The organism is Pseudomonas sp. D4002 (assembly GCF_013385665.1).
GTDB lineage: Bacteria > Pseudomonadota > Gammaproteobacteria > Pseudomonadales > Pseudomonadaceae > Aquipseudomonas.
The window spans coordinates 1-26,689 of the sequence record NZ_JACAPN010000047.1 but is presented as its reverse complement, the minus strand read 5'-3'; the positions used below and the strand labels follow the sequence as shown (position 1 = coordinate 26,689).

The 26,689-nt window shown below is 64.6% G+C and carries 16 protein-coding genes; 12 read left to right on the top strand and 4 right to left on the bottom strand.

The genetic code is table 11. From position 1 onward, the window contains the following. Window positions 1–60 precede the first annotated feature (60 nt). The 9 genes from HX824_RS28505 to HX824_RS28465 are packed head-to-tail and all read left to right on the top strand — an operon-like array spanning window position 61 to window position 17,615. Window positions 61–1,713: a (2,3-dihydroxybenzoyl)adenylate synthase gene (locus HX824_RS28505; RefSeq protein WP_003218428.1), complete on the top strand. Its 1,653-nt coding sequence runs from the start codon at window positions 61–63 to the stop codon at window positions 1,711–1,713. Continuing rightward, the gene (locus HX824_RS28500) at window positions 1,706–3,454 is read left to right on the top strand and encodes an ABC transporter ATP-binding protein (protein ID WP_003218426.1); all 1,749 of its coding nucleotides are present in this window, start codon (window positions 1,706–1,708) and stop codon (window positions 3,452–3,454) included. The genes HX824_RS28505 and HX824_RS28500 overlap by 8 nt, the downstream gene beginning before the upstream one ends. Continuing rightward, entirely contained in the window at window positions 3,451–5,208 is a 1,758-nt protein-coding gene (locus HX824_RS28495) for an ABC transporter ATP-binding protein (RefSeq protein WP_003218423.1), read from the top strand. Before HX824_RS28500 ends, HX824_RS28495 begins: the two co-directional genes overlap by 4 nt. Then, complete coding sequence (locus tag HX824_RS28490) at window positions 5,198–8,605, top strand: non-ribosomal peptide synthetase (RefSeq protein ID WP_177055720.1); 3,408 nt, start codon at window positions 5,198–5,200, stop codon at window positions 8,603–8,605. Before HX824_RS28495 ends, HX824_RS28490 begins: the two co-directional genes overlap by 11 nt. Further along, window positions 8,602–14,025 (top strand): non-ribosomal peptide synthetase, encoded by a 5,424-nt coding sequence (locus HX824_RS28485; protein ID WP_177055719.1) that lies wholly within the window; start codon window positions 8,602–8,604, stop codon window positions 14,023–14,025. Before HX824_RS28490 ends, HX824_RS28485 begins: the two co-directional genes overlap by 4 nt. Further along, on the top strand, window positions 14,022–15,110 hold the full coding sequence (locus HX824_RS28480) for a saccharopine dehydrogenase NADP-binding domain-containing protein (RefSeq protein ID WP_177055718.1): 1,089 nt from the start codon (window positions 14,022–14,024) through the stop codon (window positions 15,108–15,110). Before HX824_RS28485 ends, HX824_RS28480 begins: the two co-directional genes overlap by 4 nt. Beyond that, the gene (locus tag HX824_RS28475) at window positions 15,107–15,886 is read left to right on the top strand and encodes a thioesterase II family protein (RefSeq protein ID WP_003218418.1); all 780 of its coding nucleotides are present in this window, start codon (window positions 15,107–15,109) and stop codon (window positions 15,884–15,886) included. The genes HX824_RS28480 and HX824_RS28475 overlap by 4 nt, the downstream gene beginning before the upstream one ends. Window positions 15,887–15,898: 12 nt before the next feature. Then, window positions 15,899–16,213 carry an isochorismate lyase gene (locus HX824_RS28470; RefSeq protein WP_003218417.1) on the top strand — a complete coding sequence of 105 codons (315 nt, stop codon included), beginning with the start codon at window positions 15,899–15,901 and terminating at the stop codon, window positions 16,211–16,213. Beyond that, on the top strand, window positions 16,206–17,615 hold the full coding sequence (locus HX824_RS28465) for an isochorismate synthase (RefSeq protein WP_003218416.1): 1,410 nt from the start codon (window positions 16,206–16,208) through the stop codon (window positions 17,613–17,615). Before HX824_RS28470 ends, HX824_RS28465 begins: the two co-directional genes overlap by 8 nt. Window positions 17,616–17,662: 47 nt before the next feature. On the opposite strand, the gene efeO (HX824_RS28460) is transcribed toward HX824_RS28465, so the two are convergent. The 4 genes from efeO (HX824_RS28460) to efeU are packed head-to-tail and all read right to left on the bottom strand — an operon-like array spanning window position 17,663 to window position 21,892. Then, complete coding sequence (efeO, locus tag HX824_RS28460; RefSeq protein WP_003218415.1) at window positions 17,663–18,481, bottom strand: iron uptake system protein EfeO; 819 nt, start codon at window positions 18,479–18,481, stop codon at window positions 17,663–17,665. A 27-nt stretch (window positions 18,482–18,508) separates the two neighbouring features. Continuing rightward, complete coding sequence (efeB, locus tag HX824_RS28455; RefSeq protein ID WP_008436218.1) at window positions 18,509–19,816, bottom strand: iron uptake transporter deferrochelatase/peroxidase subunit; 1,308 nt, start codon at window positions 19,814–19,816, stop codon at window positions 18,509–18,511. A 14-nt stretch (window positions 19,817–19,830) separates the two neighbouring features. Further along, the gene (gene efeO / locus HX824_RS28450) at window positions 19,831–21,033 is read right to left on the bottom strand and encodes an iron uptake system protein EfeO (protein WP_008436219.1); all 1,203 of its coding nucleotides are present in this window, start codon (window positions 21,031–21,033) and stop codon (window positions 19,831–19,833) included. 10 nt (window positions 21,034–21,043) lie between these two features. Next, entirely contained in the window at window positions 21,044–21,892 is an 849-nt protein-coding gene (gene efeU / locus HX824_RS28445) for an iron uptake transporter permease EfeU (RefSeq protein WP_003218412.1), read from the bottom strand. A gap of 168 nt (window positions 21,893–22,060) precedes the next feature. Here efeU and HX824_RS28440 point away from each other — a divergent pair, with 168 nt between their 5' ends. The 3 genes from HX824_RS28440 (at window position 22,061) to HX824_RS32825 (ending at window position 26,473) form a co-directional block, all read left to right on the top strand. Continuing rightward, window positions 22,061–23,083 (top strand): AraC family transcriptional regulator, encoded by a 1,023-nt coding sequence (locus tag HX824_RS28440; RefSeq protein WP_177055717.1) that lies wholly within the window; start codon window positions 22,061–22,063, stop codon window positions 23,081–23,083. A 189-nt stretch (window positions 23,084–23,272) separates the two neighbouring features. Further along, window positions 23,273–24,703 carry a glutamate decarboxylase gene (locus HX824_RS28435; RefSeq protein WP_177055716.1) on the top strand — a complete coding sequence of 477 codons (1,431 nt, stop codon included), beginning with the start codon at window positions 23,273–23,275 and terminating at the stop codon, window positions 24,701–24,703. Window positions 24,704–24,772: 69 nt separating this feature from the next. After that, window positions 24,773–26,473: a transporter gene (locus HX824_RS32825; protein WP_177055714.1), complete on the top strand. Its 1,701-nt coding sequence runs from the start codon at window positions 24,773–24,775 to the stop codon at window positions 26,471–26,473. Window positions 26,474–26,689 lie beyond the last annotated feature (216 nt).

Below are 26,689 nucleotides of genomic sequence, written 5' to 3'. Positions count from 1 at the left end.
CCGCAGGCCTTTTGTTCACGGCATCGGCCCCTTATTGCCGAAAAAAACTCTGGAGACCCCATGACTATCATTGACGACTGCCCCGATTGGCCCGAAGCGTTTGCCCAACGCTATCGCGACGCAGGCTATTGGCGCGACGAGACCTTTGGCGACCTGCTACGCAACGCCGCCCGCACCTTTGGCGAGCGTGAAGCGATCACCGATGGAACGCTGCGGGTGAGCTATCGCCAACTGGATCAACGGGTCGATCAACTGGCCGGCGGGTTCTCCCGGCTGGGGTTGGTGGCAGGGGACAACGTGGTGGTGCAACTGCCGAACTGCGTGGGTTTTGTCGAAGTGTGCTTCGCCCTGTATCGCCTCGGCGTACGGCCAATCTTTGCGTTACCGGCCCATCGTCATCTGGAAATCGGCCGCTTCTGCGAGTTTGCCCAGGCCAGGGCATACCTCTGCGCTGACGTCACGGCAGGTTTTGATTATCGGGGCATGGCCCGTGGCTTGAAGGCGGCCCATGGCGACCTTGCGTGGGTGATCGTGGCCGGTGAGGCTGAAGAATTCATCGCGCTCGAAGACCTTTATCTGGACGACCCGCAGCCAACCTTTTCTGCGCCGCCCGCGGATGCCGTCGCGTGTTTCCAGTTGTCCGGTGGCTCCACCGGCGTGCCGAAACTGATCCCGCGTCGCCACAATGAATACCTCTACAACGTGCGGACCAGCGCCGAACGTTGCGGCCTGACCGACGCCACGGTGTACCTCGCCGCGCTGCCCATGGCCCATAACTTTCCCATGTGCTGCCCGGGGTTCATGGGCACCTTGCTGATGGGCGGCCGTGTGGTGCTGAGCGGCTCGCCAAGCGCCGAAACCTGCTTCGCCCTGATCGAGCATGAACGCGTGACCCATACCGCGCTGGTGCCGCCACTGGTGCTGGTCTGGCTGGATGCCGCCCAGGCGCGCGGGCAGGGCCTGCCAGGATTGCAACTGCTGCAAGTCGGCGGCGCCAAACTGAGCTTCGAGGCTGCCCGCCGCGTGGAACCCACCCTCGGCTGCCGCTTGCAGCAAGTGTTCGGCATGGCCGAGGGGCTGATTTGCTATACCGACCCCAACGACCCACCGCAACGAGTCCTGCACACCCAGGGCAAACCCATGTCCCCGGGCGACGAAATCCGGGTGGTGGACGACAACGAACAGGACGTGATACAGGGCCAGGTCGGCCAATTGCTGACCCGTGGTCCGTACACGATTCGCGGTTACTACCGCCACCCTGCGCACAACGCCCAGGCGTTTACCACTGACGGTTTCTACCGCACCGGCGACCGGGTAATGCTCACCGACGACGGCTACCTGATGGTCGAAGGTCGCGACAAGGACGTGATCAACCGTGGCGGCGAAAAGATCGCCGCCGAAGAAGTCGAAAACCTCCTGCTCAGCCATCCTGCCGTCGCCGATGTGGCCTTGGTGGCGATGCCGGACGCCTACCTCGGCGAACGCACCTGCGCCTTCGTGATTCCCCGTGGCACGGCACCGCGCCCGCCGGAACTGCTGCGCCATCTGCGTGAGCAAGGGTTGGCGGCCTTCAAGCTGCCGGACCGCTTCGAATTTATCCCCGGTTTCCCGCAAACCGGCGTGGGCAAGGTCAGCCGCAAGCACCTGCGGGAGGCTATCCAGCAGCTGTATTTCGGGGCAAAACAACCTGAGGGAAGCGCCGCCCGTGGCTGATCAAGACTCGCTGCGTGAACTGCTCGCGCCTGTACGTGGCCGGTTGATCTGCGCCATGCTGCTGCAAGCCCTGGCGACCCTGATCGGCCTGCTGCCGTTGATCGCGGTGGCGGAGTTGGCGCCGTCGTTGCTGGACGGAAAACTCGATCTGCACGATGGGTTCTGGTGGTTGTTGGCCGGTGCGGGCGCTTTGCTGTTGCGCATGCTCGGGCTGGCTGCCGCCTTGCAGATGACCCACCTGGCCGACAGCGACCTGCAACGCCAGGTTCGCCAACGGCTGGCCGCGCATTTGGCGCGGGTTCCGCTGGCTTGGTTCAGCGCCCGTGGTGGGCAAAAAGTCGACCGTGTTTTGCTCGACGACGTAGGTGCGCTGCATCAACTGGTGGCGCACTTGCCAAACAACCTCGCCGCCGCATTGGTGGCGCCCCTGGCGTGCCTGTTGTACCTGCTGACGGTAAGTGTGCCGATGACCGTTGTGGTGCTGCTGCCTCCAGCGCTGGCGCTGTGGCGACTGCGAGCCTTGCGCTCCCAGGCTTATCGGGATGACCAGAAGGCACTGGGCGCCGCGCTGGGCAACCTGTCCCTGGCCACCCAGCAGTTTGTGCAGAGCATCGCCATGGTCAAGTCATTCGGCCGGGCCGATCGGGTGCAGTCAAAGTTCTTCGGTGCGGTGGAACGTTTCGCCAGTTTCTTTTCCTGCTGGGCCCAACGCTGGGCCGGGCTTGGGGCGAGTGTCGAGGTGCTGCTTTCGCCGTTGCTGGTGCTGGCCCTGGTGCTGTTGGGCGGTGCGTCGCTGGTGGCTGGCGGTTGGCTGATGCCGGTGCAACTGCTGCCGTTCCTGCTGCTGGGGCCGGCCCTGGCAGCGCCGGTCGCGGCCGTCGGGCATGGTGCGGATGCACTGGTGCAGGGCCGCATGGCCGCCAGCCGTATCGCCACCGTGCTCAACAGCGCGACGTTGACGCAACCTCGCGAATCCCGCGAGCCCAAGGGCCGCCAGGTGAGCTTTGAAGGCGTGGACTTTCGCTACCCCGACGGCACGCAGGTGCTGCATGACATTGACCTGGATCTACCGCCCGGCACGCTGACCGCATTGGTGGGCGACTCGGGCGCCGGCAAATCCACCCTGGCCACTTTGCTTGCGCGCTTTGCCGATGTGAGTGCCGGGGCGATCCGCATCGGCGACGTCGACCTGCGGGACATGCACAGCGCCACCTTGTATCGCCAGGTCGCCTTTGTGTTCCAGGATGTGCGCCTGCTGCGCACCAGCGTCCTCGACAACCTGCGCCTGGCGCGCCCCGACGCCACGCAAATCGAGGTGGAAGCCGCCGCCCGGGCCGCGCAGATTCACCAGCGCATCCTCGCGCTGCCCCAGGGGTATCACACCGTCCTCGGAGCCGGCGTGCAACTGTCCGGCGGTGAAGTGCAACGCCTGGGCATTGCCCGGGCGATGCTCAGTGAAGCGCCGATCCTGATTCTCGATGAAGCCACCGCCGCCAGTGATCCTGAATCCGAAGCCGCGATCCAGCAGGCGCTGTCTCGCCTGGCCCGTGCCCGCACGGTGCTGGTAATCGCCCACCGCTTGAGCAGCATCCAGGACGCCGACCAGATCGTCGTGCTGCAAGGCGGGCGGATTGTCGAGCGCGGTACGCATCACGGCTTGCTGGACCAGCAGGGCACTTACGCCGGGCTGTGGGCCGCTGAGCAGTTTTCGGCGGCCGCACTGAAGAGGGCACGGGCATGATTCGCGCGCTGTTACGCAGCCTGCAACCCCGTGAAGCCGGCTTGTTGCGGCGTGCGCTGATGGCGATGGCGTTGAGTGCGTTGGCCCAGGGCGCAGCGTTGGCGTTGTTGCCGATGGCCTTTGCCCAGTGGTTCGGCAACACCACGCCTTGGGCCTGGGCCATCGGTTTCACCGGCATGGCCTTGTTGTGCCTCTGGCTGCGCCGGTATGCCCAGCTGGCGGGCTATCGCGCCGGTGCCGAAGCAGCCCAGGCGTTGAACCGACGCATTGGTGACAAGCTGGTGCAACTGCCGCTGGAATGGTTTGTGGAGCGGCGCAGCGCTGAACTGAATCGCCTGGTGACTCACACCGTGCTGCAAATCATGAGCACCCCGGCGCACCTTTTGCAGCCAATGGCCAATGCGCTGTTGACGCCTTTGGCACTCCTGCTGGCGCTGTTTTTCTACGACCGCTCCATGGCGTTGGCGGCACTGGCCGCGTTGCCGTTGCTGGTGCTGGTGTACCACTGGGGCGTGCGCTGGGGCGGGCAAGCTGAAGCACTGAGCGAAGCCGCAGCCAATGAAGCGGCGGCCCGGGTGATGGAGTTTCTGCGCCAGCAACCGTTGCTGCGCTCCAGCGGGCGCACCGAGCAAGGTTTCGACCTGCTCACCGAGGCCCTGGCCCAGCAGCAACAGGCACAGCGTCACGCCCACTGGCGCACTTTTCCCGCCGCGCTGGGTTTGGCGGTGGTGTTGCAGGCCGGCTACAGCGCCATCCTGTTATGCGGCCTGTATGCCGTGTTGGGTGGCACCCTCGATGCGGCGAAGTTCCTGGCGCTGGCGATTCTCGCCACCTGCCTGGTGGAGCCAATGGGCGCGCTGGTCAACCTCGGTACCACGTTGCGCCAGACCCGCCACGGCTTGAATCGCCTGCGCCACCTGCTGCAGATGCCGGGGTTGCCTGAGCCTCTCGAACCCCAACCTGCCCTGGGTTACGACGTGCAAGTGCGGGACGTAGGACTGGTCCGCCAGGGCCAGGCGATCTTGCAAGGCATCGACTTCACGTTGCAGGAGCGTTCGCTGAACCTGGTGGTGGGGGCGTCCGGCTCCGGCAAGTCCAGCCTGTTGCGCCTGCTGGCGCGCTTCAGCGATGTAAGCAGTGGCGCGATTCACCTCGGCGGTGTCGACCTGCGGCAACTGTCGGCCCTGGCCCGAGATACCCAGGTCGCCTTGATGTTCCAGGACAGCCCGCTGTTGCCGGGCAGCCTGCTGGACAACCTGCTGCTGGGCCGCCCCGACGCCAGCGAAGAGCAATGGCAGCACGCCGCCCGCGCCACCGGCCTCGACCGCCTCGCCGAGCGCCTGCCCCAGGGCTGGCACACCGTGCTGGGCGAGCAGGGCGTCAGCCTGTCCGGCGGCGAGCGCCAATGCCTGGCGTTGTCGCGGGTGTTGCTCAAGGACGCGTCGCTGATCCTGCTGGACGAGCCGACCGCCGCCCTCGATGCCATCAGCGAGGCGCGGGTCAATCGGACCCTGTTGCAACTGGCCCGCCGGCACACGGTGGTGCTGGTCACCCACAAACCGACCTTGGCGCCCCATGCCGACCAGATTCTGCTGCTCGACCACGGCCAGTTGGCCCAGGTCGGCCGCCATGACGCGTTGATGGCCACGCCCGGCCGTTACCGCGAGTTGTTCCACGAGCGCGAAGCGATCAATCGCTGGCGCTTGCGCCCAGACCCTACCGTTCCCCAAAGGACCGTCCCCCATGACCGATAACCCATCACTGGCATGCGTTCATCCTGCACCCGGCGGCCTCGCACACAGCCCCGAGGCGCTGTGCGCCGGTGTCGCGCAGTTGCTCGACTATGCCCCCCAGGACCTGGAGCCCGATGCCTCGCTGATCGAGCAGGGCCTGGACTCGGTGAGCATGATGCGCCTGCCGGCCTTGCTCGCCCGCGAAGGTGTGCAGGTGAGCTTTGCGGAACTGATTGAGCAGCCGACCCTTGAGGCCTGGTGGTTGCTGATCGACCGCCGTCGCGGGCAGGCGACGCACCTCAAGCCCGTCGCCGCCGACAACGATTTCGCCCTCACACCGTTGCAGCAGGCTTATTGGTTTGGTCGCGACCCGGCCATGCCGCTGGGGGGCGTTGGCTGTCACCTGTATCAGGAGCTGGACGGGTATCAGGTCGACGCTCAACGCCTGGAAAGCGCGGTGATGCGCCTGACTCACCGCCATCCCATGCTGCGCGCCTGTTTCCCGAACGCCACTTGCCAGCGCGTGCTGCCGACCAGCCCGTGGCCTGGGTTGACCGTGCATGAACGGCCGGATGAGTTGGCCTTGCGTGAGCGCCTGGCCCACCGCTGCCTGGATGTGCGCCAGGGCGAGGTGTTTGATGTGCAACTCAGCCGCTTGCCCGACGGCCGCAGCCGGGTGCACCTGAACATCGATTTGCTGGTGGCGGACGTCCTGAGTATCAGCGTACTGCTGCGGGATCTGGCGCTGATCTACAGCGGGCAAGAGGCGCAGCTGCCACGTCTGGAATGGGATTTTGCCCACTACCTGGGCGCCACCCGAACCAGCGATGCCGGCGCGCGGGACTACTGGCTGCAACGTCTGGATGACCTGCCCGACGGCCCGCAACTCCCCTTGGCACACGAGCCGCAATCCCTCGGCCCGCCGCGTTTTCGTCGCCTGGCGATGCGCCTCGGCCGCGCGCAGTTGCGAGCCCTGGAAGACCAGGCCCGCCAACACGGCCTGACCCTGGCCAGCGTGCTGTGCTGCGCCTATACCCAAGTGCTGGGCCGCTGGAGCGCCAGCCAGCATTTCCTGTTGAACGTGCCGCTGTTCAACCGCCAGGAGCTGCACCCCTGCGTCCCGCATCTGCTGGCGGATTTTTCCAACCTGGTGCTGCTGGAGATCGACCAGCGCCAGGCGGGTTCTTTCGCGCAGCAGGCGCAAGCCCTGCAACGCCAACTGCACCGCGACATCGCCCACAGCGCCTGGCCTGGTGTGGAAGTGCTGCGTGAGTTGTCCCGCACCCGGCAAGGCGGCGCCCCCGTAGTGTTTGCCTGCAACCTTGGCGAAGCGTTTGTCGACGCCACTTGCCGGCAGCACCTGGGCGAACCGGGCTGGGCCTTGTCGCAAACGCCCCAAGTGTGGCTTGACCACCAGAGCTATCCGCTGCCCGATGGCCTGTTGCTCAACTGGGACGGGGTAGATGCGCTGTTCCCCGAAGGCCTGCTGGACGAAATGTTCACCGCCTATGGCGACCTGCTGGCGTGGCTGTGTACCGGTGACTGGCGCCAACCCGCGCCGCTGCCGTTGCCCCAAGGCCAGCAAGAGGTCCGTGCAGCGGTCAACCACACGCCCTGGGCCTATGACAAAGGCTTGCTGCACGATGGCTTTTTCCAACAGGCGCAGGTGCACCCGCAGCGGGTGGCATTGATCACCGAGGACGCTGAGTTGAGTTACGCCGAGCTGGCGGCCCAGGCCCTGCAAGTGGCAGCTGCCCTGCGCCAGTGGGGGATTGAACCGGGTGATACGGTGGCGATCACCTTGCCCAAAGGCCAGGCGCAAATCGTTGCGGTGCTCGGCATATTGGCGGCGGGCGCGGTGTATGTGCCGGTGGGTATCGAACAGCCGGCAGCCCGTCGCGACATGATCTATCAACGCGCCGGAGCCAAGGTGGTGATCACCGATACGGCCCACCGTGATCGCGGTGTATGGCTGGCGGACTTGCAAGTGGTGGACCTGGCCCAGGCGCGTTCGGCCAGGGCCCTGAAACAACCGATCGAGGTGGCGCCGGACGCACTGGCCTATGTGATTTTTACCTCTGGCACTACCGGCGAACCCAAGGGCGTCGAGGTTTCCCACCAGGCGGCGCTGAACACCGTCGCCGCGATCAACCGGCGTTATCAGGTGGGCGCGGATGACCGTGTGCTCGGGGTTTCCGCCCTCGATTTCGACCTGTCGGTGTACGACCTGTTTGGCCTGCTGAGTGTCGGTGGCGCCGTGGTGCTGCCAGCGGATGCGCGGCGCAAGGAGCCGTCCGAATGGTTGCGGCTGATCCGCCAGCAGCGCGTGACCCTGTGGAACTCGGTACCGGCGTTGCTCGACATGCTGACCCTCAAGGCCCGCGAGCCGAATGCCCTGAGCGGATTACGCCTGGCGATGGTCTCGGGTGACTGGGTCGGGCTGGACCTGCCACGCCGCCTGCGATTGGCAGCCGGCGAAAGCGCCCGGTTCGCCGCTCTCGGCGGCGCCACTGAAGCGGCCATCTGGTCCAACGTCCAGGACGTCGACGAAGTGCCGGCTCACTGGCTCTCGATTCCCTACGGCAAACCCCTGGATAACCAAAGCTTTCGAGTCGTCGACAGCCAGGGCCGCGATTGCCCGGACTGGGTGGCGGGGGAGTTGTGGATCGGCGGCGCCGGGGTTGCCCAGGGCTATCGTGGCCTGCCGCATCTCAGCGCCCAACGCTTCGTCGAGCACGCCGGGCAACGCTGGTACCGCACCGGCGATCAGGGCCGTTATTGGCCCGACGGCAGCCTCGAATTTCTCGGGCGTATGGACCAGCAGGTCAAGGTCCGTGGCTTCCGCATCGAACTCAGTGAGATCGACGTGGCCCTGGAACGCCATCCGGCCGTCAGTCGTGCCGTCACCCTGGTGTTGCCCGGGGCCAACCCGCAGTTGGCAGCAACCCTGATGGGCGACGCGCTGCCGGATGCCGAAGCCATGCGCCAGTGGCTCTGCCAATGGTTGCCGGAACACATGTTGCCGGACCACTGGCTGAACCTCACCGAACTGCCCCTGAGCGCCAACGGCAAGGTCGACCGCGCCGCACTGCTGTGGCTGGTGCAGGAGCAACGCCAGGGCGCCAGACCCGAGCATGAAGACGCGCCTCAAGGCGAAGCCGAACAACTGTTGGCCGGGCTCTGGCGCGAATTGCTCGACATTCCCCTGGTGGGACGCAACCAGGGCTTTTTCGCCCTCGGCGGCAACAGTCTGTTGGCCGCTCGCCTGATCGAACGTATCGCCCGACAGTTCGACGTCGAACTGTCGCTGAAGGACTTTTTCAACGCGGCCACCGTCGCCCGCCAGGCCCAATGGCTTGTCGCCCGACGAGAACAGGACCACGTCAACCGGAACGCAATGGTGGAGGGTGCGCTATGACACTGCAGCAACTGCAACAGGACCTCGAAGCACTGGGTGTGGAACTCTGGGAAGAGCAGGGCCGCCTGCGCTACCGGGCGCCCGCCGGGGTGATGGATGAAGGCCGCCTGCAACAATTGCGCGAACACAAGGACGCGTTGTTGCAGCAATTGATGGAACCGGTGATGCCCACCGTCTCGGCCGACCTGGCTGCCCGCAGCGAACCGTTTCCGCTGACCGACGTGCAGGCCGCTTACCTGATGGGCCGCACCCAGGCATTCAGCTACGGCGGGGTGGCGTGCCACGGTTACCTGGAATTTGAACTCAGGGAACTGGACCCGGCGCGCCTGGAGCAGGCATGGAACCATCTGATTGCGCGTCACGACATGCTGCGGGCGGTGGTGCTGGAAGACGGCTACCAACAAATCCTGCCCCAGGTGCCGCATTACCTGATCGCCCGGCATGACCTGCGCGAAGACGACGGCCGTGCACTGGCCGCTCTGCGCGAACGCATGGAAATTCGCCTGGCGTCGCCCCAGCAGTGGCCGCTGATCGAGTTGTGCGTCAGCCAGGGCCGTGAACATGCGCGCCTGCATCTCTCAGTGGATCTGCTGGTGTGCGACTACCAGAGCGTGCGCATGCTGTTGGCCGAGTTGCAGCAGGTCTATCGTGGCGAAGCCTTGCCGCCGGCGGCGCCCATCAGTTTTCGCGACTACGTACTGGGCGAGCGCCGGTTGCGGGAACAGCCGCGTTACCAGCGTGACCGCCAGTACTGGTGGGCGCGGGTCGACAGCCTGCCCGGTGCTCCGGAATTGCCCATGCAGGGCGCTCCCAGCGGACCGCGTTTCGAGCGCCGCGCCCTGAACCTGGAGGCCCGGGATTTCAACGCCCTGCGCCTGAATGCAGCGGCGGCCGGCGTGGGTGCGTCGGCGGCGATTCTTTCCTGCTATGCCGAAACCCTGGGGCGCTGGAGCCGCAAGGGGCATTTCTGCTTGAGCCTGACCTTGCTCAATCGCCTGTCGCTGCACCCGCAGGTCGATCGGCTGGTGGGGGATTTCAGCTCGGTGGAATTGCTGGAAGTCCAGACCCTGCAAGGCGGCAGCTTTGGTGAACGCAGCCAGCAGTTGCAGGAGCGACTGTGGCAAGACATGGACCACCGCCTGTGTTCCGGCATTGAAGTACTGCGCGAACTGGCGCGGCGCAAAGGCCGTGATGCGGCCTTGATGCCCTATGCCTTCACCAGCACCCTGGGCGCCGGTGGCGAAAGTGGCGGCGGGGCATTTATGCCCGGCGCAGAACTGGTGCACGGAATCAGCCAGACCCCGCAAGTGTTGATTGATTGCCAGGTCAGCGAGCGCGACAACGGCCTGTTCATCAATTGGGACATTCGCCAGGGCGTGTTCAATGAGGCCATGCTGGAAGCGATGTTCGACACCTTCGAACGTCTGCTCAAGCGCTTGGCGCGGGAGCCTTCGGCCTGGACCCTGGACGATTGCCTTGAACTGCCGGCACCCCAGCGACTGGTGCGGGAGTTGATCAACCAGACGGCGCAGCCGATTCCCCCAGGCTTGCTGCATGAACCGTTCTTTCGCCAGGCCCCGGCGCAACCCCAACGTGTCGCCCTGATCCAGGGCGCGCGACAGCTCACTTACGCGCAACTCGCCGCCCGTGCCGAGGCGATTGCCGAGCAGTTACTGGATGGCGGTTGCCAGCCCGGCGAGCGGGTCGCGGTATGCATGGAAAAAGGCATCGACCAGGTGGTCGGTGTACTCGGGATCTTGCGGGCCGGCGCGGCGTACCTGCCGCTGGACACTAATCAGCCGATGGCGCGGCGCGCGTTGATTCTTGAGAACGCCGAGGTCAGCCGGGTGCTCAGCCAGTCGTGGTTGAGCGAGGGCGTGGCCTGGCCCGCCCAGGTGACCCAGTGCATACCCGTTGATCAGGCCGCAGCCAGTGCCGGACGTGAACTGCCGGCGCCGCAGGTGACACCGCAACAACTTGCCTACGTGATCTACACCTCCGGCTCCACCGGGATTCCGAAGGGTGTGATGATCAGTCACCAGGCGGCCCTCAACACGGTGGTGGATATCAATCAGCGCTTCGCCATCGGCGCCGAAGACCGGGTACTCGCCTTGGCCAGCCTGGGCTTCGACCTCTCGGTGTACGACATCTTCGGCCTGCTGGCCGTAGGTGGCGCCCTGGTGTTGCCCGACGCCGGACGCCGCGCCGACCCGTCCCACTGGGCCGAATGCGCCCGCGAGCACGGTGTGACCCTGTGGAACTCGGTGCCCGCGCAGTTGCAGATGCTTGCCCATTACCTGCAAGCCGTGCCGGCCGCGGCACCTCAGAGCCTGCGCCTGGCCTTGCTGTCCGGCGACTGGATCCCGCTGAACCTGCCCGCCGAAATCGCTGCGTTGTTGCCTGAGCTCCAACTGATCAGCCTGGGCGGCGCCACAGAAGCGGCGATCTGGTCGATTGCCTATCCAATCACCGAGGTGGACGCACAATGGCGCAGCATTCCCTACGGCGCGCCGCTGGCCAATCAACGCTTCATGGTGCTCGACGAACAAGGCCGCGATCGCCCGCAAGGCGTTGCCGGTGAGCTGTTCATCGCCGGCACGGGGTTGGCGATGGGGTACCTGGGGGACGCGGAGAAAACCGCCGAGCGTTTTATCGAGCATGCCCACAGCGGCGAGCGGCTGTACCGCACCGGCGACCTGGGGCGCTACCTTGAAAGCGGGTTGATTGAGTTCCTTGGCCGTGAGGATTTCCAGGTCAAGGTTCGCGGGCATCGCATCGAGTTGGCGGAAGTCGAAAGTGCCTTGCTCAGTCATCCTCATGTCGAATCGGCCGTGGTGGTCGCTGCGGGCGAGGGCGCGTTCGAGCGGCGTTTGCAGGCCTGCGTGCGCGGGACTTTGCGTGATACTCCATTGCCTTGGCCGACCCGGTTGGCACCCAACGCCTTGGCGGCGGCCAACGGCGTGAAAGGCCAACTGACGGAAGCGCTGATTACGCAGATGTCCGATTGCGTCGAGCGTGCCGCGTTGCTCTCCATGGGCCTGGCCCTGCAACGCCCGGGGCTGTTTGATCAACCGGGCGTCGAGCACGACCTGGCCCAGATCATGAGCCTGTGCGAAGTGGCGCCACGCAACGAACGGCTGATCCGCCGCTGGCTGCAAGCGCTGCATCGCGAACAACTGGTAGACCGCAACCCAGGCACCGGCGCCTATTCGTCACTGCGGGTCTCGGGTGCTGAATACCGTCAGCTGTGGCAGCGCATCGAGGCGCTGGAACCGAGTGTGGGCTGGGGCGGTGAAGTGCTGCGCTACCTGCGGGAAAGCCAGGAGCAATTGCCTGCCCTGATGAGCGACCGGCTCGACCCGTTGCACTTGCTGTTTCCCGAAGGCCGTACCGACACCGCCGAAGGCGCCTATCGCAAGAACCTGATCAGCCAGTACCTGAACCAGGCGGTGTGTGCGGCGGTGCAGGAAATCGCCGCACTGCAACCGGCGGGCTGGCGTCTGCAGTTGCTGGAAATCGGCGCAGGCGTGGGCGGCACCAGTGCCGACCTGATTCCGGCCCTGGACGGCTTGGCGGTGGACTACCAGTTCACCGACCTGTCGCAGTTTTTCCTCAACGAAGCGCGGGAGCATTTCGTCGAGTTTCCGTGGGTCAGCTACGGGCTGTTTGACCTGAACCTCGACCACTGGGCCCAAGGCATCGCCGCCAACTCCCTGGATGTGATTCTGTGTGCCAACGTGCTGCACAACTCGCGGCATGCCAGCCAGGTACTCGCCCGGCTGCGGGAAATGCTCGCCCCCGGCGGCTGGCTGATCTTTATCGAAGCCACCCGCGACACCTACCAGATCATGGCGTCCATGGAGTTCAAGGAGGGCCTGACCGCGTTCGAGGATTTCCGCGCCGAGCAGGACACCACGTTCATCCGCCGCGAGCAGTGGCAGCAACTGTTGCAGGAAGCCGGCGCGCAGACGCCGCTGTGCATGCCGGCAGCTGACGATGCGATGTCACAGATCGGCCAGCACCTGTTCATCACGCGCTTCAAGACCGAGCGCCAGACCCTTGAGCCGGAGGCGTTGCGCGCGCATCTGGGCCAGCGCCTGCCGGATTACATGGTACCCACCGAGTGGCGGGTACTGGATGAAATGCCGCTGACGGTCAACGGCAAAGTCGACCGCCAGGCGTTGGCCAACCTCGGCATGGCCCAGGCCACGCAACAGGCCAACAGCGGGGCTGCACCGCTGGATGCGCTGGAGCGCAGTATCGCAGAGGTCTGGCAAACCCTGTTGCGGGTGCCCAGTGTGGGCCGTGAACAGGGCTTCTTTGAGTTGGGCGGTGATTCATTGCTGGTGGCGCAGGTGGTTGGTCGCCTGCGGGAAAGCCTGCCCCAGGCCCGTAACGTGCCCTGGGGGGATTTGCTGCGCCAGTTGATCAACCAGCCCACCGTTGCGGCCCTGGCGGATTACCTGCGGGGGCAGGGCAGCGAGAGCCTGTCGCCGCTGGTGCGGATTCGTGAGGAGGCGCAAGGCCCGGCGCGGATCTTTGTCCATGATGGCAGCGGCACCCTGGCACCGTATCGCGCGCTGTTTGCTGCACTCGGGGAAGAAGCGCCACTGGAGGGGCTGGTGCTCAATGATGTACCGGGTTACCTGGCTCTGGCACCGGCTACGGCGATTCGTGAACTGGCCGAGCGTTATGCCGACACCTTGCACGCCGAAGGCCGGCGCCAGGTGAGCATCGTCGGTTATTGCCTCGGCGGGTTGCTGGCGACGGAGCTGGCGTCATGCCTCGCGGCGAGGGACATCGAGGTGCTGCAACTGACAGTGATCAGCAGCTACCGCGTGCCGTTCATGATCGAGGATGACCTGCTGGTGGAGTACGTGTTCGCCCGCGTGATGCAGGCCGACCCGCACACCCTGGGTTACCCGGTGGATGAACAGGCGATGGAGCGGGCGATTGCCAAGGTGCTGCGCCAAACTCCGGGCCGCGTGCCCCAAGGTGCGTTGCTGGCGCTGCAGGATGAGCCCGACTGTGCCACGGCCCTGGCCTGCCTGCGGGCCCTGGCATCCAAGTCGGCAGATGAGCGCTTGCAGGCAATTGCAGACGCGATGCGCCACGCCGGCTCGCAACTGAGCGACCTGGACTGGCTGCGCGAGCAACTGCAGGTGCTGCGCCACAGCCTGGCCGCCGTCGCCTTGCATCAGGCCACGCCTTACGACGGTGACATGGTGTTTATCCGCCAGTGCGGTGAAGTCCAGGTACTGCCCGGCATGCACCGCGACATGAGCCAATACTGGCAGGCCCTGTGCCTTGGCGAATTGCAGGTGGTGGACGTGCCGGGCGACCACTTCAGCTGCATGCAGAGCCCCCAGGTCGAAGCCGTGGCCCGCGCGTTCGAACGGCTGGCGCAGGTGGCGGCGTGAGAGTCGGGATTGTAGGCGGCTATGGGCATGTCGGTCGGCAGGTTGCGCGGGTGCTGGTCGGTCATTGCCGCTTGCGCCTGGGCGGTCGCGACCCTGGGCAAGGGCAGCGTTGTAACGACGGCGAGTTGAACGGGCAGGCCGAGATCCGTGAAGTGGACCTGTGGGACGCCCAAAGCCTGGCGGCGTTTTGCAGCGGCTGCGACCTGCTGATCAATTGCGCGGGCCCCAGCTACCAGGTGCTCGACCGGGTGGCGCTGGCCGCTTTGGCCAGTGGCGCCGATTACATCGATGTCGGCGGCGATGATCCGCTGCATCAGCTGCTGCCCGCTCAGTTGCCGCCGGGTCGTCGTGTGGTGTTATCAGCCGGCATGTTGCCCGGGCTGTCGGGGTTGTTTCCCAAGGTGCTTGCGGCGTCGTTCGAGCGCGTCGATGCCGTGCATTGCTATGCCGTCGGACTTGGGCGGTTGTCGACAACGGCGGCCGAGGACTTTCTATTGAGCCTCGGCAACGGCTATGGCCAGGCCTCGATGGGCTGGTGCGATGGCCGTGCAATCAAGTCCGCCGTACTCGTCGATGAACACTTCGAGCGGCCCTGGCTGGTGGGCGGTCCCGTAACGGCCCACCCGTATCTAACCACTGAGCAACAGCGCTTGTTTACTGACTTGCGGGTGCGCGAAGCCCAGGCCTACAACCTGTTCGACGGCGGCCACCTGCGGGCCGCACTCGGGCGCATTCAGGGCTCGCCACCGGCTCTGCGACACACGGCAGAGAACATTGCCGCCCTGGTACAGGCCAGTGCGCTGGACCTGGCAGGGCGCACGCCTTACCAGTTGCTCGCAGTCGAAATGGCAGGCCTGCAACACGGCGAACCGCAGCAGGCCACCGCCTGGTTGCGTGCCGCCGACGGCTCGGCGTTGACCGGCACAGTGGCGGCAATCTGCGCCCTGCAACTGGCCAAACTGCCCGAAGGCACGCACTACGCTGCCCAGGTGATGGACGCCGATGACTGCTTGCGCCAGGTGCTGCGCTGGTTGCCGCAGACCCGGATCCACGTCACCACTGAACTGGAGGAGGGCGTGTTATGAAGAAAATCCCCAGCCCATGGCTGCGACGTTACCCGCAGCATCAAACGCCGCGTTGCCGATTGGTCTGCCTGCCCCACGCCGGCGGCAGCGCGGGATTTTTCAGCGGTTGGCAGGCACTGTTGCCGGCTGACATCGAACTGGTCAGCGTGCAATACCCCGGCCGCGAAGAGCGCCTGAGTGAAACCTGGCCCGGCAGCCTGGAATGGATGGCGGGCACTATTACCCGGGCGCTGTGGGACCTGTCCGACCGGCCGCTGGTGCTGTTCGGCCACAGCATGGGTGCGGCGCTGGCCTATGAGGTGACGCGGCGCCTGAACCGCCAGGGCAAGGACCTGCAACGGCTGATCGTCTCCGCCCATCCGGCCCCTCACCGGCAACGTCACAGCCAATTGCACCAGGGCCCGGATGCCGGTCTGCTGGCGGATGTGCGGCGCCTGTCGGGTGGTGCGCCATCACCCCTGGACGAACCCGAGATGCAGGCACTTTACCTGCCCGCATTGCGCAATGATTACCGCCTGATCGAAAACTACTGCGGCGATATCAGCGAGCTGCTGGACGTGCCCGTGAGCGTATGCCTGGGCAGCACCGACCGCGAAGTCGATCGGGAGGAAGCCCATGCCTGGTCGGAAGTGACGCGCCAGGTCACCGACTTTCGAACCTTCAACGGCGGGCATTTTTACCTGCGCGACAGCCAGGCCGACCTGATCGAGCACCTGGAACTGTTGCTGGGCAGCCCCGCCGAACCGGCGTGGCAGTGCTGGCCGTCGACCCCATGACCGGAGAATCCTATGAAAACACCTGAGCAGTGCAGCGGGCTGGAAGACGTCCGCCTGGGTATCGACACGTTGGACGAACAGATCATCCGCGCTCTCGGCCAGCGGTTGGCCTATGTGAAAGCTGCGGCGCAGTTCAAGCCTGACGAAGCCAGCATCGCCGCCCCCGAGCGGGTGGCCGCCATGCTGCCCCATCGCCGCCGCTGGGCCGAGCGCGAAGGGTTGGACCCGATGTTCGTGGTCCCGCTGTTTGCGCAGATCATCCAATGGAATATCGACCAGCAAGTGCGCCACTGGCGCCAGCAGCATCAAGGAGCGGAGCATGAGTGAACGTCTGCCGGGATTGCTTCAGGCGCTGACCGAGGGCGAACGCCTGGCGCGCGAGAAGGGCGGCGCAGTGCTGGTGGTGTTCAGCCTGGCCTCGGAGCGCCTGGACCCGCTGCGGTTATTTGCCGCCAACCGCCAGGTACTCGGGCAAAGCCTGTTCTGGTCAAGTGACCGGGGCGCACTGGCCATGGCCGGCTTTGGTTGTACCGAGGAAATCAGCCCCGGGGCCGATGACCGCTTCAACGCCAGTGCCCTGGCGTGGCAGGCGTTGCTCAGCCAGGCCCATCAGGTGGGGCCGCGCCAGCCGTTGCTGTGTGGCGGCTTTGCGTTTGACCCGAAGGGCCCACGCTCGCTCAAATGGCAGTCATTCGCCGCCACCTCCCTGGTGCTGCCGCGCATCCTGCTGCTGCGGGAAGCCGAGCAACATCATGTGATCTTCAGCCAGTGGCTGGAGCCCGGGGCGGACGCGGTGCGTTGCGCCCAGAGCCTGGAAACCCAGTGGACGTTGCTTCTGTCCCGCTACGCCAGTGCGCCACGCCAGGAGATTCCCCTCGGCACACCGAGCGACGAAAACACCATCAGCGCGCAGCAATGGCAAGACACCGTGGCGACGGCCGTGCAGCGCATCAACGCCGGCGACCTGCGCAAGGTGGTGCTGGCCCGCGAAGTGCGGTTGACCACCTCACGGACGATCCCCTGTGGCCCGCTGCTGGAAAACCTCAAGGCGGCCTATCCCCAGGCGTACCTGTTTGCGTTCAGCCGTGGTGACAGCTGCTTTCTCGGCGCAACGCCGGAGCGGCTGGTGCGGGTGACTCGTGGCACGCTGAACACGGTGGCGTTGGCCGGTACTTGCCCGCGTGGTCGTCACGAGCAGCACGATGCCGAACTTGGCCAGGCCTTGATGGACAGCCCCAAGGACCGCCACGAACACACCCTGGTGGTTCAAACCCTGCGCGAAGCATTGCAGCCCTATTGCGCGATGCTCGACATTGCCAGCCAGCCGCAGTTGCACCGGCTGGCCAACGTGCAGCACCTGTTGACGCCGGTGATGGGCCGCTTGCATCCCCAGGTGCAATTGCTGCAACTGGTGCAGGCCCTGCACCCGACGCCGGCGGTGGGTGGCTTGCCGCGACGTGAGGCGATGGCCTATATCCGAGAGCACGAGCAGCTCGACCGTGGCTGGTACGCAGCGCCAGTGGGCTGGATGAATGCGCAGGGTGATGGTGAATTTGCCGTGGCGTTGCGCTCGGCGTTGATCAGAGGCTGTGAGGCGCACCTGTTCGCCGGCTGCGGCATTGTCGCCGAGTCGGATCCCGGGAGTGAGTACGAGGAAACGTGCTTGAAGCTGCGGACTATCCGCGATGCCTTGCGGCCTTCGGACGGAGTGCAGGTGGCGTCAGCCTGAGGAAGGCTCTCGCCCGGCAGGCCGGGCGAGAGCATGCAGCGTCTGGATCAGTTCAAGCCAAGCTTGCCACGCAGTGTGGACAGGTCTTCCGCCAGGGTATTGACCGGGCCGACCAGGGCTTTGCGGTCGGCTTCCTTGACCTTGTCGTAGGTCTCGAAACCGCCATCCTTGGTTTTGTACTTGGCCAGGATCTTGTCCACGGTGGCGAAGTTCTTGTCGACTTTGGCGACGAAGGCCTTGTCCTGCTTCTCGATCTGCGGACGGAACAGGTCGACGATTTTCTTCGCGCCGTCGATGTTGCCCTGGAAGTCATACAGGTCGGTGTGGCTGTAGCGATCTTCTTCACCGGAGATCTTGGTCGCGGCGACTTCTTCCAGCAGGGCAGCAGCACCACCGACAACTTTTTCCGGCGGGAAGGTCAGGCCGTCCACGCGGGTTTTCAGGTCCAGTACGTCGCTGTTGAGCTTGTCCGCCAGGGCGTCGAGGCCTTTGGTGGTGTTCTCGGAGAACAGGCTGTACTCGATGCGGTGGAAGCCGGTGAAGTCTTCGGCTTTCACGCCTTTCTCGTGGTCGTCCACGCGGGAGTCGATGGAGGCGTCGAGGTCGCTGAACAGTTCGGCGATCGGCTCGATCGACTCATAGTGCACGCGGGTTGGCGCGTACAGCTTCTTGGCGGTCGCCAGGTCGCCTTTTTTCACGGCGTCGGTGAACGCCTGGGTCTGGGTGACCAGCTCGCCGATTTCTTCGGTGACGTAGATCTTGTAGTCCGACACCGGCCCTACCAGGTCCAGCGGCGCGGTGGCGGCGAAGGCGGCCAGCGGCGAAAGGCTCATTAACAACGACAATGCGAGAGACGACTTCTTCATGGGACGATTTCCGCTCTGGGGTTTGTTTTAGGTTTTGGCAGTGGTTTGTGGATGTGTCGCATCAAGCAGCGTGCGCCCGATGAAATCCTGGGCCCCGGTGACGCCTGGCAAGGTGAAGAAGTAACCGCCGCCAACCGGCTTCAGGTATTCCTCCAGAGGCTCGCCGTTGAGCCGGGTTTGCACGCTGATAAAGCCTTTCTCCAGGTCAGCCTGGTAGCAGATGAACAACAGCCCCATGTCCAGCTGACCGTTTTTGTTGACGCCGTTGGAGTAGTTGAACGGCCGGCGCAGGATCAGGTTGGCCTGGGTCTGTGCAGTACGCGGGTTGGCCAGGCGGATGTGGGCATCGAGCTTGGTCAACTTGCCTTCCGGGTCCTTGCTGTAGTCCGGGACCTGGGTTTCTTTCTGGCCATCCATGGGCGCGCCACTGGTCTTGATCCGGCCAATGATGCTTTCTTGCTCTTGCAGCGGGGTGCGGTCCCAGCGTTCGACGAAGTTGCGGATGATCCGCACCGCCTGGTAGCTGCCATTGGCGGCCCAGGCCGGTTCGTCGCTGCCTGGCTGGACCCACACAATCTGATCCATCGCCTTGTTGTCGTTGGAGTTCGGGTTGGCCGAACCATCGCGAAAACCGAGGAAGTTGCGCGCGCTTTGCGCCGGCTCGCCGGGGCGGGCAGGGGCCTGGGGCGGCACGCTGCCTTCCTGCTTCCAGCGCACCAGCAGCAGGTCCGGCAGGTTTTTCACGATGTCGCGCAGGGCGTGGATATTGGTGTCCGGGGTGTTGGAGCTGAACTGCAGGCTCAGGTCGCCGTGGCACTGCGCCGGTTCCAGTGCATCGTTGGGGAAACCGACCATGCGGATCAGGCGCTTGGGCTTGGCTGCGGCCAGGCCGAAGCGTTCGTCGAACAGCGACTCGCCCACCGATACGGTGATGGTCAGGTTGTCCGGTGTCACCACCGGGCCGAGGATGCCGGAGTCGGTGGGGGGCAGTTTCGGGTCGACTTGCACCACGGTGCCGCCGGTCATCAGGAACGCGATACGCTCGTTCAAGGTGCGGAACAGCCGCTCCAGGTCTTCACGGTCGCTGGCCAATACGTCGAATGCCACCAGCATGCCGCAGGCCGGGCGCGGAGTGACGATGCCGGTCTGGTGCTTGCCATGGAAATCGTGGTGATCCTGGGTCTTTTCACTGCTTGGCGCGGTGGTCACTTGTGCCGCCGCGTTGGCAGCCATTGCCGGGCAGCTCAGGCTGCTGCCGGCAATGGCCGCGCCAGTGGCGGCCATACCCAACAATACACGACGACGCTGGGCGGAAAATTGTTCTGAATCACTCATGTCTACGGTCGTCTTCACTTCAGGCCGGAAAGGCCAAGGGCAGGGTCGATTCCATCGAGTGCAACGGCCAGAGCCTTGGCCTTGTCGGCGATCTGCTTGCGCTGATCGGCGGTAACGCTGTCATACGAGGCGTAGCGGCCATCGACTTTCAAACCGTTGAGTTCGGCATCGAGGGCGGTGATCGCGCTGTCGATCCCCGGCAGCAATTGCGCGGCAGATTTGGTCAGCAGCGGGCGCATCAGGTCGACCACTTTGCGGGCGGCGTCCAGGTTGGCGGCGAAGCCGTTGAGGTCGGTATGGCTGTAGCGTTCTTCCTCACCGCTGGCGGCACGTACGTCGGCCAGGCTGTTGAGGTTGCGCACTACGATGCTCACCAGTTGCTCCGGCGGCAGCGACTGGGCCAGCAGCTGTTGCTTGAGGCTGGTGACGTCGGTGACCAGGCGCTGGGCAATCGGCGCCAGACCGTCGAGATTGCGTTGCTGGAACAGGCCGTATTCGAGACGGTGGAAGCCGCTGAAGGCCGGGTCCTGCTCGCGCTTTTCAAAGTAGTCGGCGCGGGCGTTGATCGCGTTGTCCAGTTCCGCCAGGCGTTGCGAGGCCGGGGCCAGGCGCTGGTAAGCCTCGCGGGCCGGTACGTAAAGCGCCTGGGCCTGGGCGAGGTCGCCGGCTTCGATGGCTTGGTCCAGCGCGGTAACGGCCTTGACCAGGGCGCTACCCTGGCTGCTCAGGTACACGCGGAACTCCGACAGCGGGCCGATAAACGCGACCATCGACGGCTTGGCCTTGGCTTGGGCGTCAGACTCGGCAGTCGGTGTCACCTTCAAGGTGCCACGCGGGTTGCTCAGCAGGCCGCAGGTGATCTGGTAGTCGCCGGGCAGCAGGTTGGCGTTGATCACCTGGCTCAGGCCCGGGGCGATGTTCTCGCGCTCTTCGACCACCAGCACGCCGTCGAGGATTTCCCATTCCACGGCACGGTCCGAGCGGTTGATGATGCGGAAGCTGGCGCGTCCGGCCGGTACCGTCAGCGCATTCGGCTCGCAGCTGTGGGCGTGGATGGTGACGGCGATTTCATTGTGGTTGGCCTGGCGCTTGGAGGCGGCCAGTTGCGAGGCGTAGTAGAACAGGCCACCGGCGGCGATCATCACGACCACCGAGCCGCCCACCGCCCAGCGCAAGGCGCGGGAGGGCGGAGCCGGTTGAGGGGTTTGGTTGGACAAGAGGCGGTCCTTACTGGCTGGAAACGGAAGAGGTTGTGCGGGTAGCCGGCTTGCTCGGCGGCGCCGGCAGGAAGAACATCACCAGGGCCACCACCAGGTAAATCAGGTAGGCACCGAGGGTGCTGATGGTCGGGGCGTCCTGATAGCCGAACATGCCGGCCAGCACCGAGCCCAGCGGGCCATCCATCGGCAGCGTCGCGCTGAAATCGAACAGTACGGTTTGCAGGTGGTTCCATACCCCGGCTTCGTGCAGGGCTTGTACCGAGTTGGCGAGGATGCCGGCGGCCACCACCAGGATGAACAGGCCGGTCCAGCGGAAGAACGCACCGAGGTTCAGGCGCATGCTGCCGGTGTAGATCAGGAAGCCGACGATGATCGCCAGGATCAGGCCGAGCAGGGCGCCAATCGGCGCGCCCGGACCTTCGCTTTGCTGGAACACGGCCAGCAGGAAGAACACGGTTTCCAGGCCTTCACGGGCCACGGCGAAAAACACCATGGCAATCAGTGCGGTGACCTGGTGTTTGGAGCCGGCCAGGGCATGATCGAGGGATTCATGCAGGGAATGCTTGATGGAGCGCGCGACCTTGCGCATCCAGAACACCATGGAGCTGAGAATGCCCACGGCCACCAGGCCGACGATGCCTTCGAACAGTTCCTGTTGTTTCTGCGGGAATTCGGCACTCACCAGTTCCAGGCCACCGCCGACCAGCAGCGCGAGGGCCGCTGCCAGAAATACGCCGATCCACACTGCGGGCATGTACTGGCCACGGCCAGTTTGCTTGAGGTAGCTGGCGATAATGCCAACGATCAAGGCGGCTTCTATGCCTTCGCGCAGCATGATTAAAAAGGGAACAAGCATTCGGCACCGAATCGTCACTAGATAGGATGCTAAGTTGTAACATAATGATACTCATTACTAAACAGGGAATATTGACCTTTACTGAACCTTGACTGAACGGTGGTGGCAAACCGCATCCGACACTAGAATGCGCGGCATCGTCCCAGCCACCGGATTGCGCCATTCCCCATGTCGGAAAAAGACACGATTTCCATCCAACTGGTCCGCGAAGCCCTGTTGCAGAGCTGTGCGCCGGGTGCGGCGAGCGATGAAGTGTTGACCAAGGTCGGGATTGAGCCGGCACTGCTGGGCCAGCCAACCGCACGCGTCCCGGCAACCGCTTACGCACGCTTATGGCGCTTGCTGGCACGGCGAATGGACGATGAATTCTTTGGCATGGACCCGCGCAAGCTCAAATCCGGCAGCCTGGAGTTCCTCTGCCGGGCCTCCATGGCACAACCGAGCCTGGCCACTGCGCTGGAAACCGGCCTGGGGTTCCTGTCACTGATGCTCGAGCGCATGCCGGCGCAACTGGTGCGCCAGCAGAGCCTGGCGGAAATCGTACTGTTGGAGCCGGAGCCCGCACCCAGGCGCGCCTTCACCTATTTCGCCTACTGGATGATCGTCCACGGCGTCGCCTGCTGGCTGGCGGGGCGCCGGATCCCGATCCTGGCGATTGAACTGCGTTGCCCGCAGCCGGACTTCTGCGACGACTACCAGGTGATGTTTTCCGACAACCTGCGCTTTGACCGGCCGCGTACCCGGATGATCTTTTCCGCCGACTGCCTCGACCTGCCGATCAAGCGCAGCCCGGAGGAGCTCAAGCGCTTCCTGGCCCATGCGCCCGCCAACATCCTGGTCAAATACCGCGACCCGGGCAGCCTTGCCGCCCGCATCAAGACCGACCTGCGGCACATGCCTGCCGACACCTGGCCGGAAACCGAAGGCCTGGCCGCATCCCTGTGCATCTCGGCCTCGACCCTGCGCCGGCGCCTGGCGGAAGAAGGGCAGACCTACCAGGGCCTCAAGGACAGCGTGCGCAAGGAGTTGGCGATCGTCTGGCTGGCCGATTCCGACATCAGCTTTGCCGAGATCGCCACCCGCCTGGGGTTTGCCGATGCCAGCTCGTTCTACAAGGCGTTTCGCAAGTGGTCGGGCTCCAACCCCGGGCACTATCGCAGCCTGATATTGAACGAAGCACTGAGCCAGTAGGTCACTGCCAGGCACCCCCGGCACGTTTGCCTGCTTATCCACGCCTTTAATGATCTGGGTCACTTTCCTGCGCCGCCGTGCGTGTGATATTCGGCGCCACCGCTCCATCGTTCGTTTCCTGACGCAGCCTGATCGGCATTTGTCGCGATCAACGTCTACGCCATTTCCCTCATTCAAGAGCAGGATTTCATGGCACTTCACAGAACCGTAGAGACCCAGGACCAAGCCATCGAAGACGTCTATTCGAGTGGCTCCGCCCAGCACAAACTGCCCAAATACCGCCTCCCGGACCACTCGACCACGCCGTCGGCCGCCTACAACCTGGTGCGCGACGAACTGCTGCTGGACGGCAATTCCCGGCAAAACCTGGCGACCTTCTGCACCACCTGGGTCGAGCCCGAAGTGCAGCAGTTGATGGCCGATGCCCTCGACAAAAACATGATCGACAAGGATGAGTACCCGCAGACGGCCGAGATCGAAAACCGTTGCGTGCACATCATTGCCGACCTGTGGCACGCGCCGAAATCGTGGCAAACCGTGGGTTGCTCCACCACCGGTTCCAGCGAAGCGGCGATGCTTGGCGGCCTGGCACTGAAGTGGAGCTGGAAGAAACGCCGGGAAGCGGCGGGGCTGCCCACCGACAAACCGAATTTCGTGTGCGGCCCGGTGCAGATCTGCTGGAAGAAATTCGCCCGTTATTTCGATGTGGAAATTCGCGAAGTGCCGTTGCGCGGTGACGCATTGGGCCTGCGCCCGGCCGACCTGCGGGAATATTGCGACGAAAACACCATCGGTGTCGTCGCGACCCTGGGCGTGACCTTCACCGGGATCTACGAACCGGTCGCAGCCCTGGCGGCCGAGCTGGACTCGATGCAACGTGACCTCGGCCTGGATATCCCGATCCATGTCGACGCGGCGAGCGGCGGGTTTATCGCCCCGTTCATCCAGCAAGAGCTGCAATGGGATTTTGTGATCGAGCGCGTCAAGTCGATCAACGCTTCCGGCCACAAGTACGGCCTGGCGCCGCTGGGCGTCGGCTGGGTTATCTGGCGCTCCACCGAAGACTTGCCGGAAGAGTTGATCTTCTACGTCGACTACCTGGGCGGCAACATGGCGACCTTTGCCCTGAACTTCAGCCGGCCCGGCGGTGAAATCATTGCCCAGTACTACAACTTCCTGCGGCTGGGGCGCGACGGCTACACGCGGATTCAACAAGCGTGCTCCGACACGGCGCAATGGCTGGCCTCGGAAATCACCAAGTTTGCCCCGCTGGAACTGGTGTACGACGGCAAGGATGGGCTGCCGGCGGTCTGCTACAAGCTCAAGGACGGCGTCGACCACGGCTTCAGCCTCTACGACCTGTCGGAGCGCGTGCGCATGCGCGGCTGGCAGATCGCGTCATACCCGTTGCCGTCCAATCGGCAGAACGTCGTGGTACAGCGCATCCTGGTGCGGCATGGCGTGAGCCGTGACCTGGTGGCGTTGCTGCTGGAAGACCTGCGCAAGGCCGTTGCCCACCTGCAGAAAAACCCGGTGGAGCATTCCGACGCGGGCCCCAGCTTCAGCCATGGCGCCATCGCCGACCCGGTCATCCCGGCCGACACCCCGAACCTCGACTGAACGCACTGAACACTCACCGGGCCTCGAGGCCCGGTGCCTTTAGCGTTGCATCGCCAGGTACGAATCATCGTGACTGCCTTCTTTACTTTCCTGCACGACAACCCCTACACCCTGCTGTTCCTGGTGGTTGGCCTGTCCGTCTGGGTCGGGCGCGGCACCATCAAGGGTTATGGCCTGGGCGCGGTGGCCGGGGCCATCGTGATCGGCTGCGCGATTGCGACGTGGGCGTCTTACTACGGCGTGCATTTCGAACTCGATAACTTTACCAAGAGCCTGTTTTATTACCTGTTCATGTACGGCGTCGGGCTGCGGGTCGGGCCTTCGTTCATCAACAGTCTCAAGGGTGATGGCCTGAAATTCACCTTCCTGGCGATCCTGTCCTCGTTCCTCGGGCTGGGTATCGTGGTGCTCGGCGTGCGGCTGTTATCCCTGCCGGTGGGCGCGGCGGGCGGGATTCTTGCCGGTTCGCAAACCATGTCGGCGGCGATTGGCTCCGCCGAACAGGCGATTACCTCGGGCGTGGTGCCGCTGCCACCGGGCACCACGGCGGCGGCGGCCACCGCGATGATCGCGCTGTCTTACGGCATCACCTATATCTGGGGCACGGTCGGCATCATCCTGATCTGCAAATACCTGCCGCGCTGGTGGGGTGTGGATGCGCGCAAGGCGGCCAAGGCATTCGAGGTGGAGCACGGTGTGCCGAACGTCGACGATGCCGGGCTCAGTGGGTATCGGCCGTTTGACCTGCGGGCCTATCGCCTGGTGAACCCGGAGCTGGTGGGGCAGAGCATCGCGCAGTTTCGCCAGCGCTTTGCGTTGTACCAGATCGAGAACGTCGAGCGTGGTGAAGAGTTGCTGGGGGCTGATCCGACGCTGGTGTTGCAGCTGGGCGATGTGATCGCCCTGGGCGGCAGCCTGGATGCGCTGACCGATCACATGGGCCTGATCGGGCCGGAAGTACCGGATGCCCGGGCGTTGAATATACCGCTGGATGAGGCGGTGATTCTGGTGACCCACAAGGATGCCGTGGGCAGGGCGCTCAAGGAATTCAGCCAGTCGCCGATTGCCGGGCAGGTGCAGTTGGTGGGGATTGAGCGGGGTGGTGCGCCGATTCCGGTGGGGCTGGAAACGCGGTTGCAGCGCCTGGATGTGATGCACTTGATTGGCTTGCGCAGTGCCATCGACAAGGCCACGGCGTTGCTGGGCAAGGCGGGGCGGGCGAGTACGGCGACGGATTTGCTGACGCTGTCGCTGGGTATGGTGCTGGGGTTGTTGATCGGGCTGATTCAGGTGCCGGCGTTCGGTGCGGCGGTGGGGCTGGGCAATGCGGGCGGGTTGCTGGTGTCGGGGATTATCGTCTCGTCGCTGGTGTCGCGGGTGCGGTTTTTCGGCAATACACCGAATGCGGCGCGCAACATTCTCGAGGACATGGGGTTGATATTCTTTGTCGCGATTGTGGGGGTGAATGCCGGGGCTAACCTGGTTTCGCAGATTAGCGCGATCATTGCGTTGAAGATCTTTTTGCTTGGGTTCGTGGCTTGTACGATTCCACCGTTTATTGTTTGGGCTGTGGGTTTTCATGTGTTCAAGATCAACCCGGCGATTCTCATGGGCGGTGTTGCGGGGGCGCGGAGTCACTCGGGGCCGGCGCGGGAGGCGGCCAAGGAAATTGATAGTACGGTGCCGTGGATTGGGTTTCCGGTGGCGTATGCGGTGTCGGGGATTTTGCTCACGGTGTTTGGGTATTTTGCCATGGTGCTGGCGCGGTAGCTGTATTGGGTACATATCCGTTGCTGCGGTAACGGCCACTTATGGTTCCGCTCTTACAGCGGGTCACTTTTGGCAAACGCCCCAAAAGTAACCAAAAGGTCTTTGCCCCACCACTCGGTGCCTCGCTTAGGCTCGGCATGCCCGCACTCCGGCCCGATTCCGCGGGCCGCCGCGACGGGCCATCCATGGCCCGGCGCGGCTAAATCGGCATCCTTG

Bases quoted from the DNA above. Each gene is read 5' to 3' on its own strand.
- HX824_RS28490 (WP_177055720.1), top strand. From the start codon at position 5,198: ATGACCGATAACCCATCACTGGCATGCGTTCATCCTGCACCCGGCGGC.
- HX824_RS28495 (WP_003218423.1), top strand. From the start codon at position 3,451: ATGATTCGCGCGCTGTTACGCAGCCTGCAACCCCGTGAAGCCGGCTTG.
- HX824_RS28465 (WP_003218416.1), top strand. From the start codon at position 16,206: ATGAGTGAACGTCTGCCGGGATTGCTTCAGGCGCTGACCGAGGGCGAA.
- HX824_RS28470 (WP_003218417.1), top strand. From the start codon at position 15,899: ATGAAAACACCTGAGCAGTGCAGCGGGCTGGAAGACGTCCGCCTGGGT.
- HX824_RS28440 (WP_177055717.1), top strand. From the start codon at position 22,061: ATGTCGGAAAAAGACACGATTTCCATCCAACTGGTCCGCGAAGCCCTG.
- HX824_RS28505 (WP_003218428.1), top strand. From the start codon at position 61: ATGACTATCATTGACGACTGCCCCGATTGGCCCGAAGCGTTTGCCCAA.
- efeO (WP_003218415.1), bottom strand. From the start codon at position 18,481: ATGAAGAAGTCGTCTCTCGCATTGTCGTTGTTAATGAGCCTTTCGCCG.
- efeB (WP_008436218.1), bottom strand. From the start codon at position 19,816: ATGAGTGATTCAGAACAATTTTCCGCCCAGCGTCGTCGTGTATTGTTG.
- HX824_RS28435 (WP_177055716.1), top strand. From the start codon at position 23,273: ATGGCACTTCACAGAACCGTAGAGACCCAGGACCAAGCCATCGAAGAC.
- efeU (WP_003218412.1), bottom strand. From the start codon at position 21,892: ATGCTTGTTCCCTTTTTAATCATGCTGCGCGAAGGCATAGAAGCCGCC.
- HX824_RS28475 (WP_003218418.1), top strand. From the start codon at position 15,107: ATGAAGAAAATCCCCAGCCCATGGCTGCGACGTTACCCGCAGCATCAA.
- HX824_RS28485 (WP_177055719.1), top strand. From the start codon at position 8,602: ATGACACTGCAGCAACTGCAACAGGACCTCGAAGCACTGGGTGTGGAA.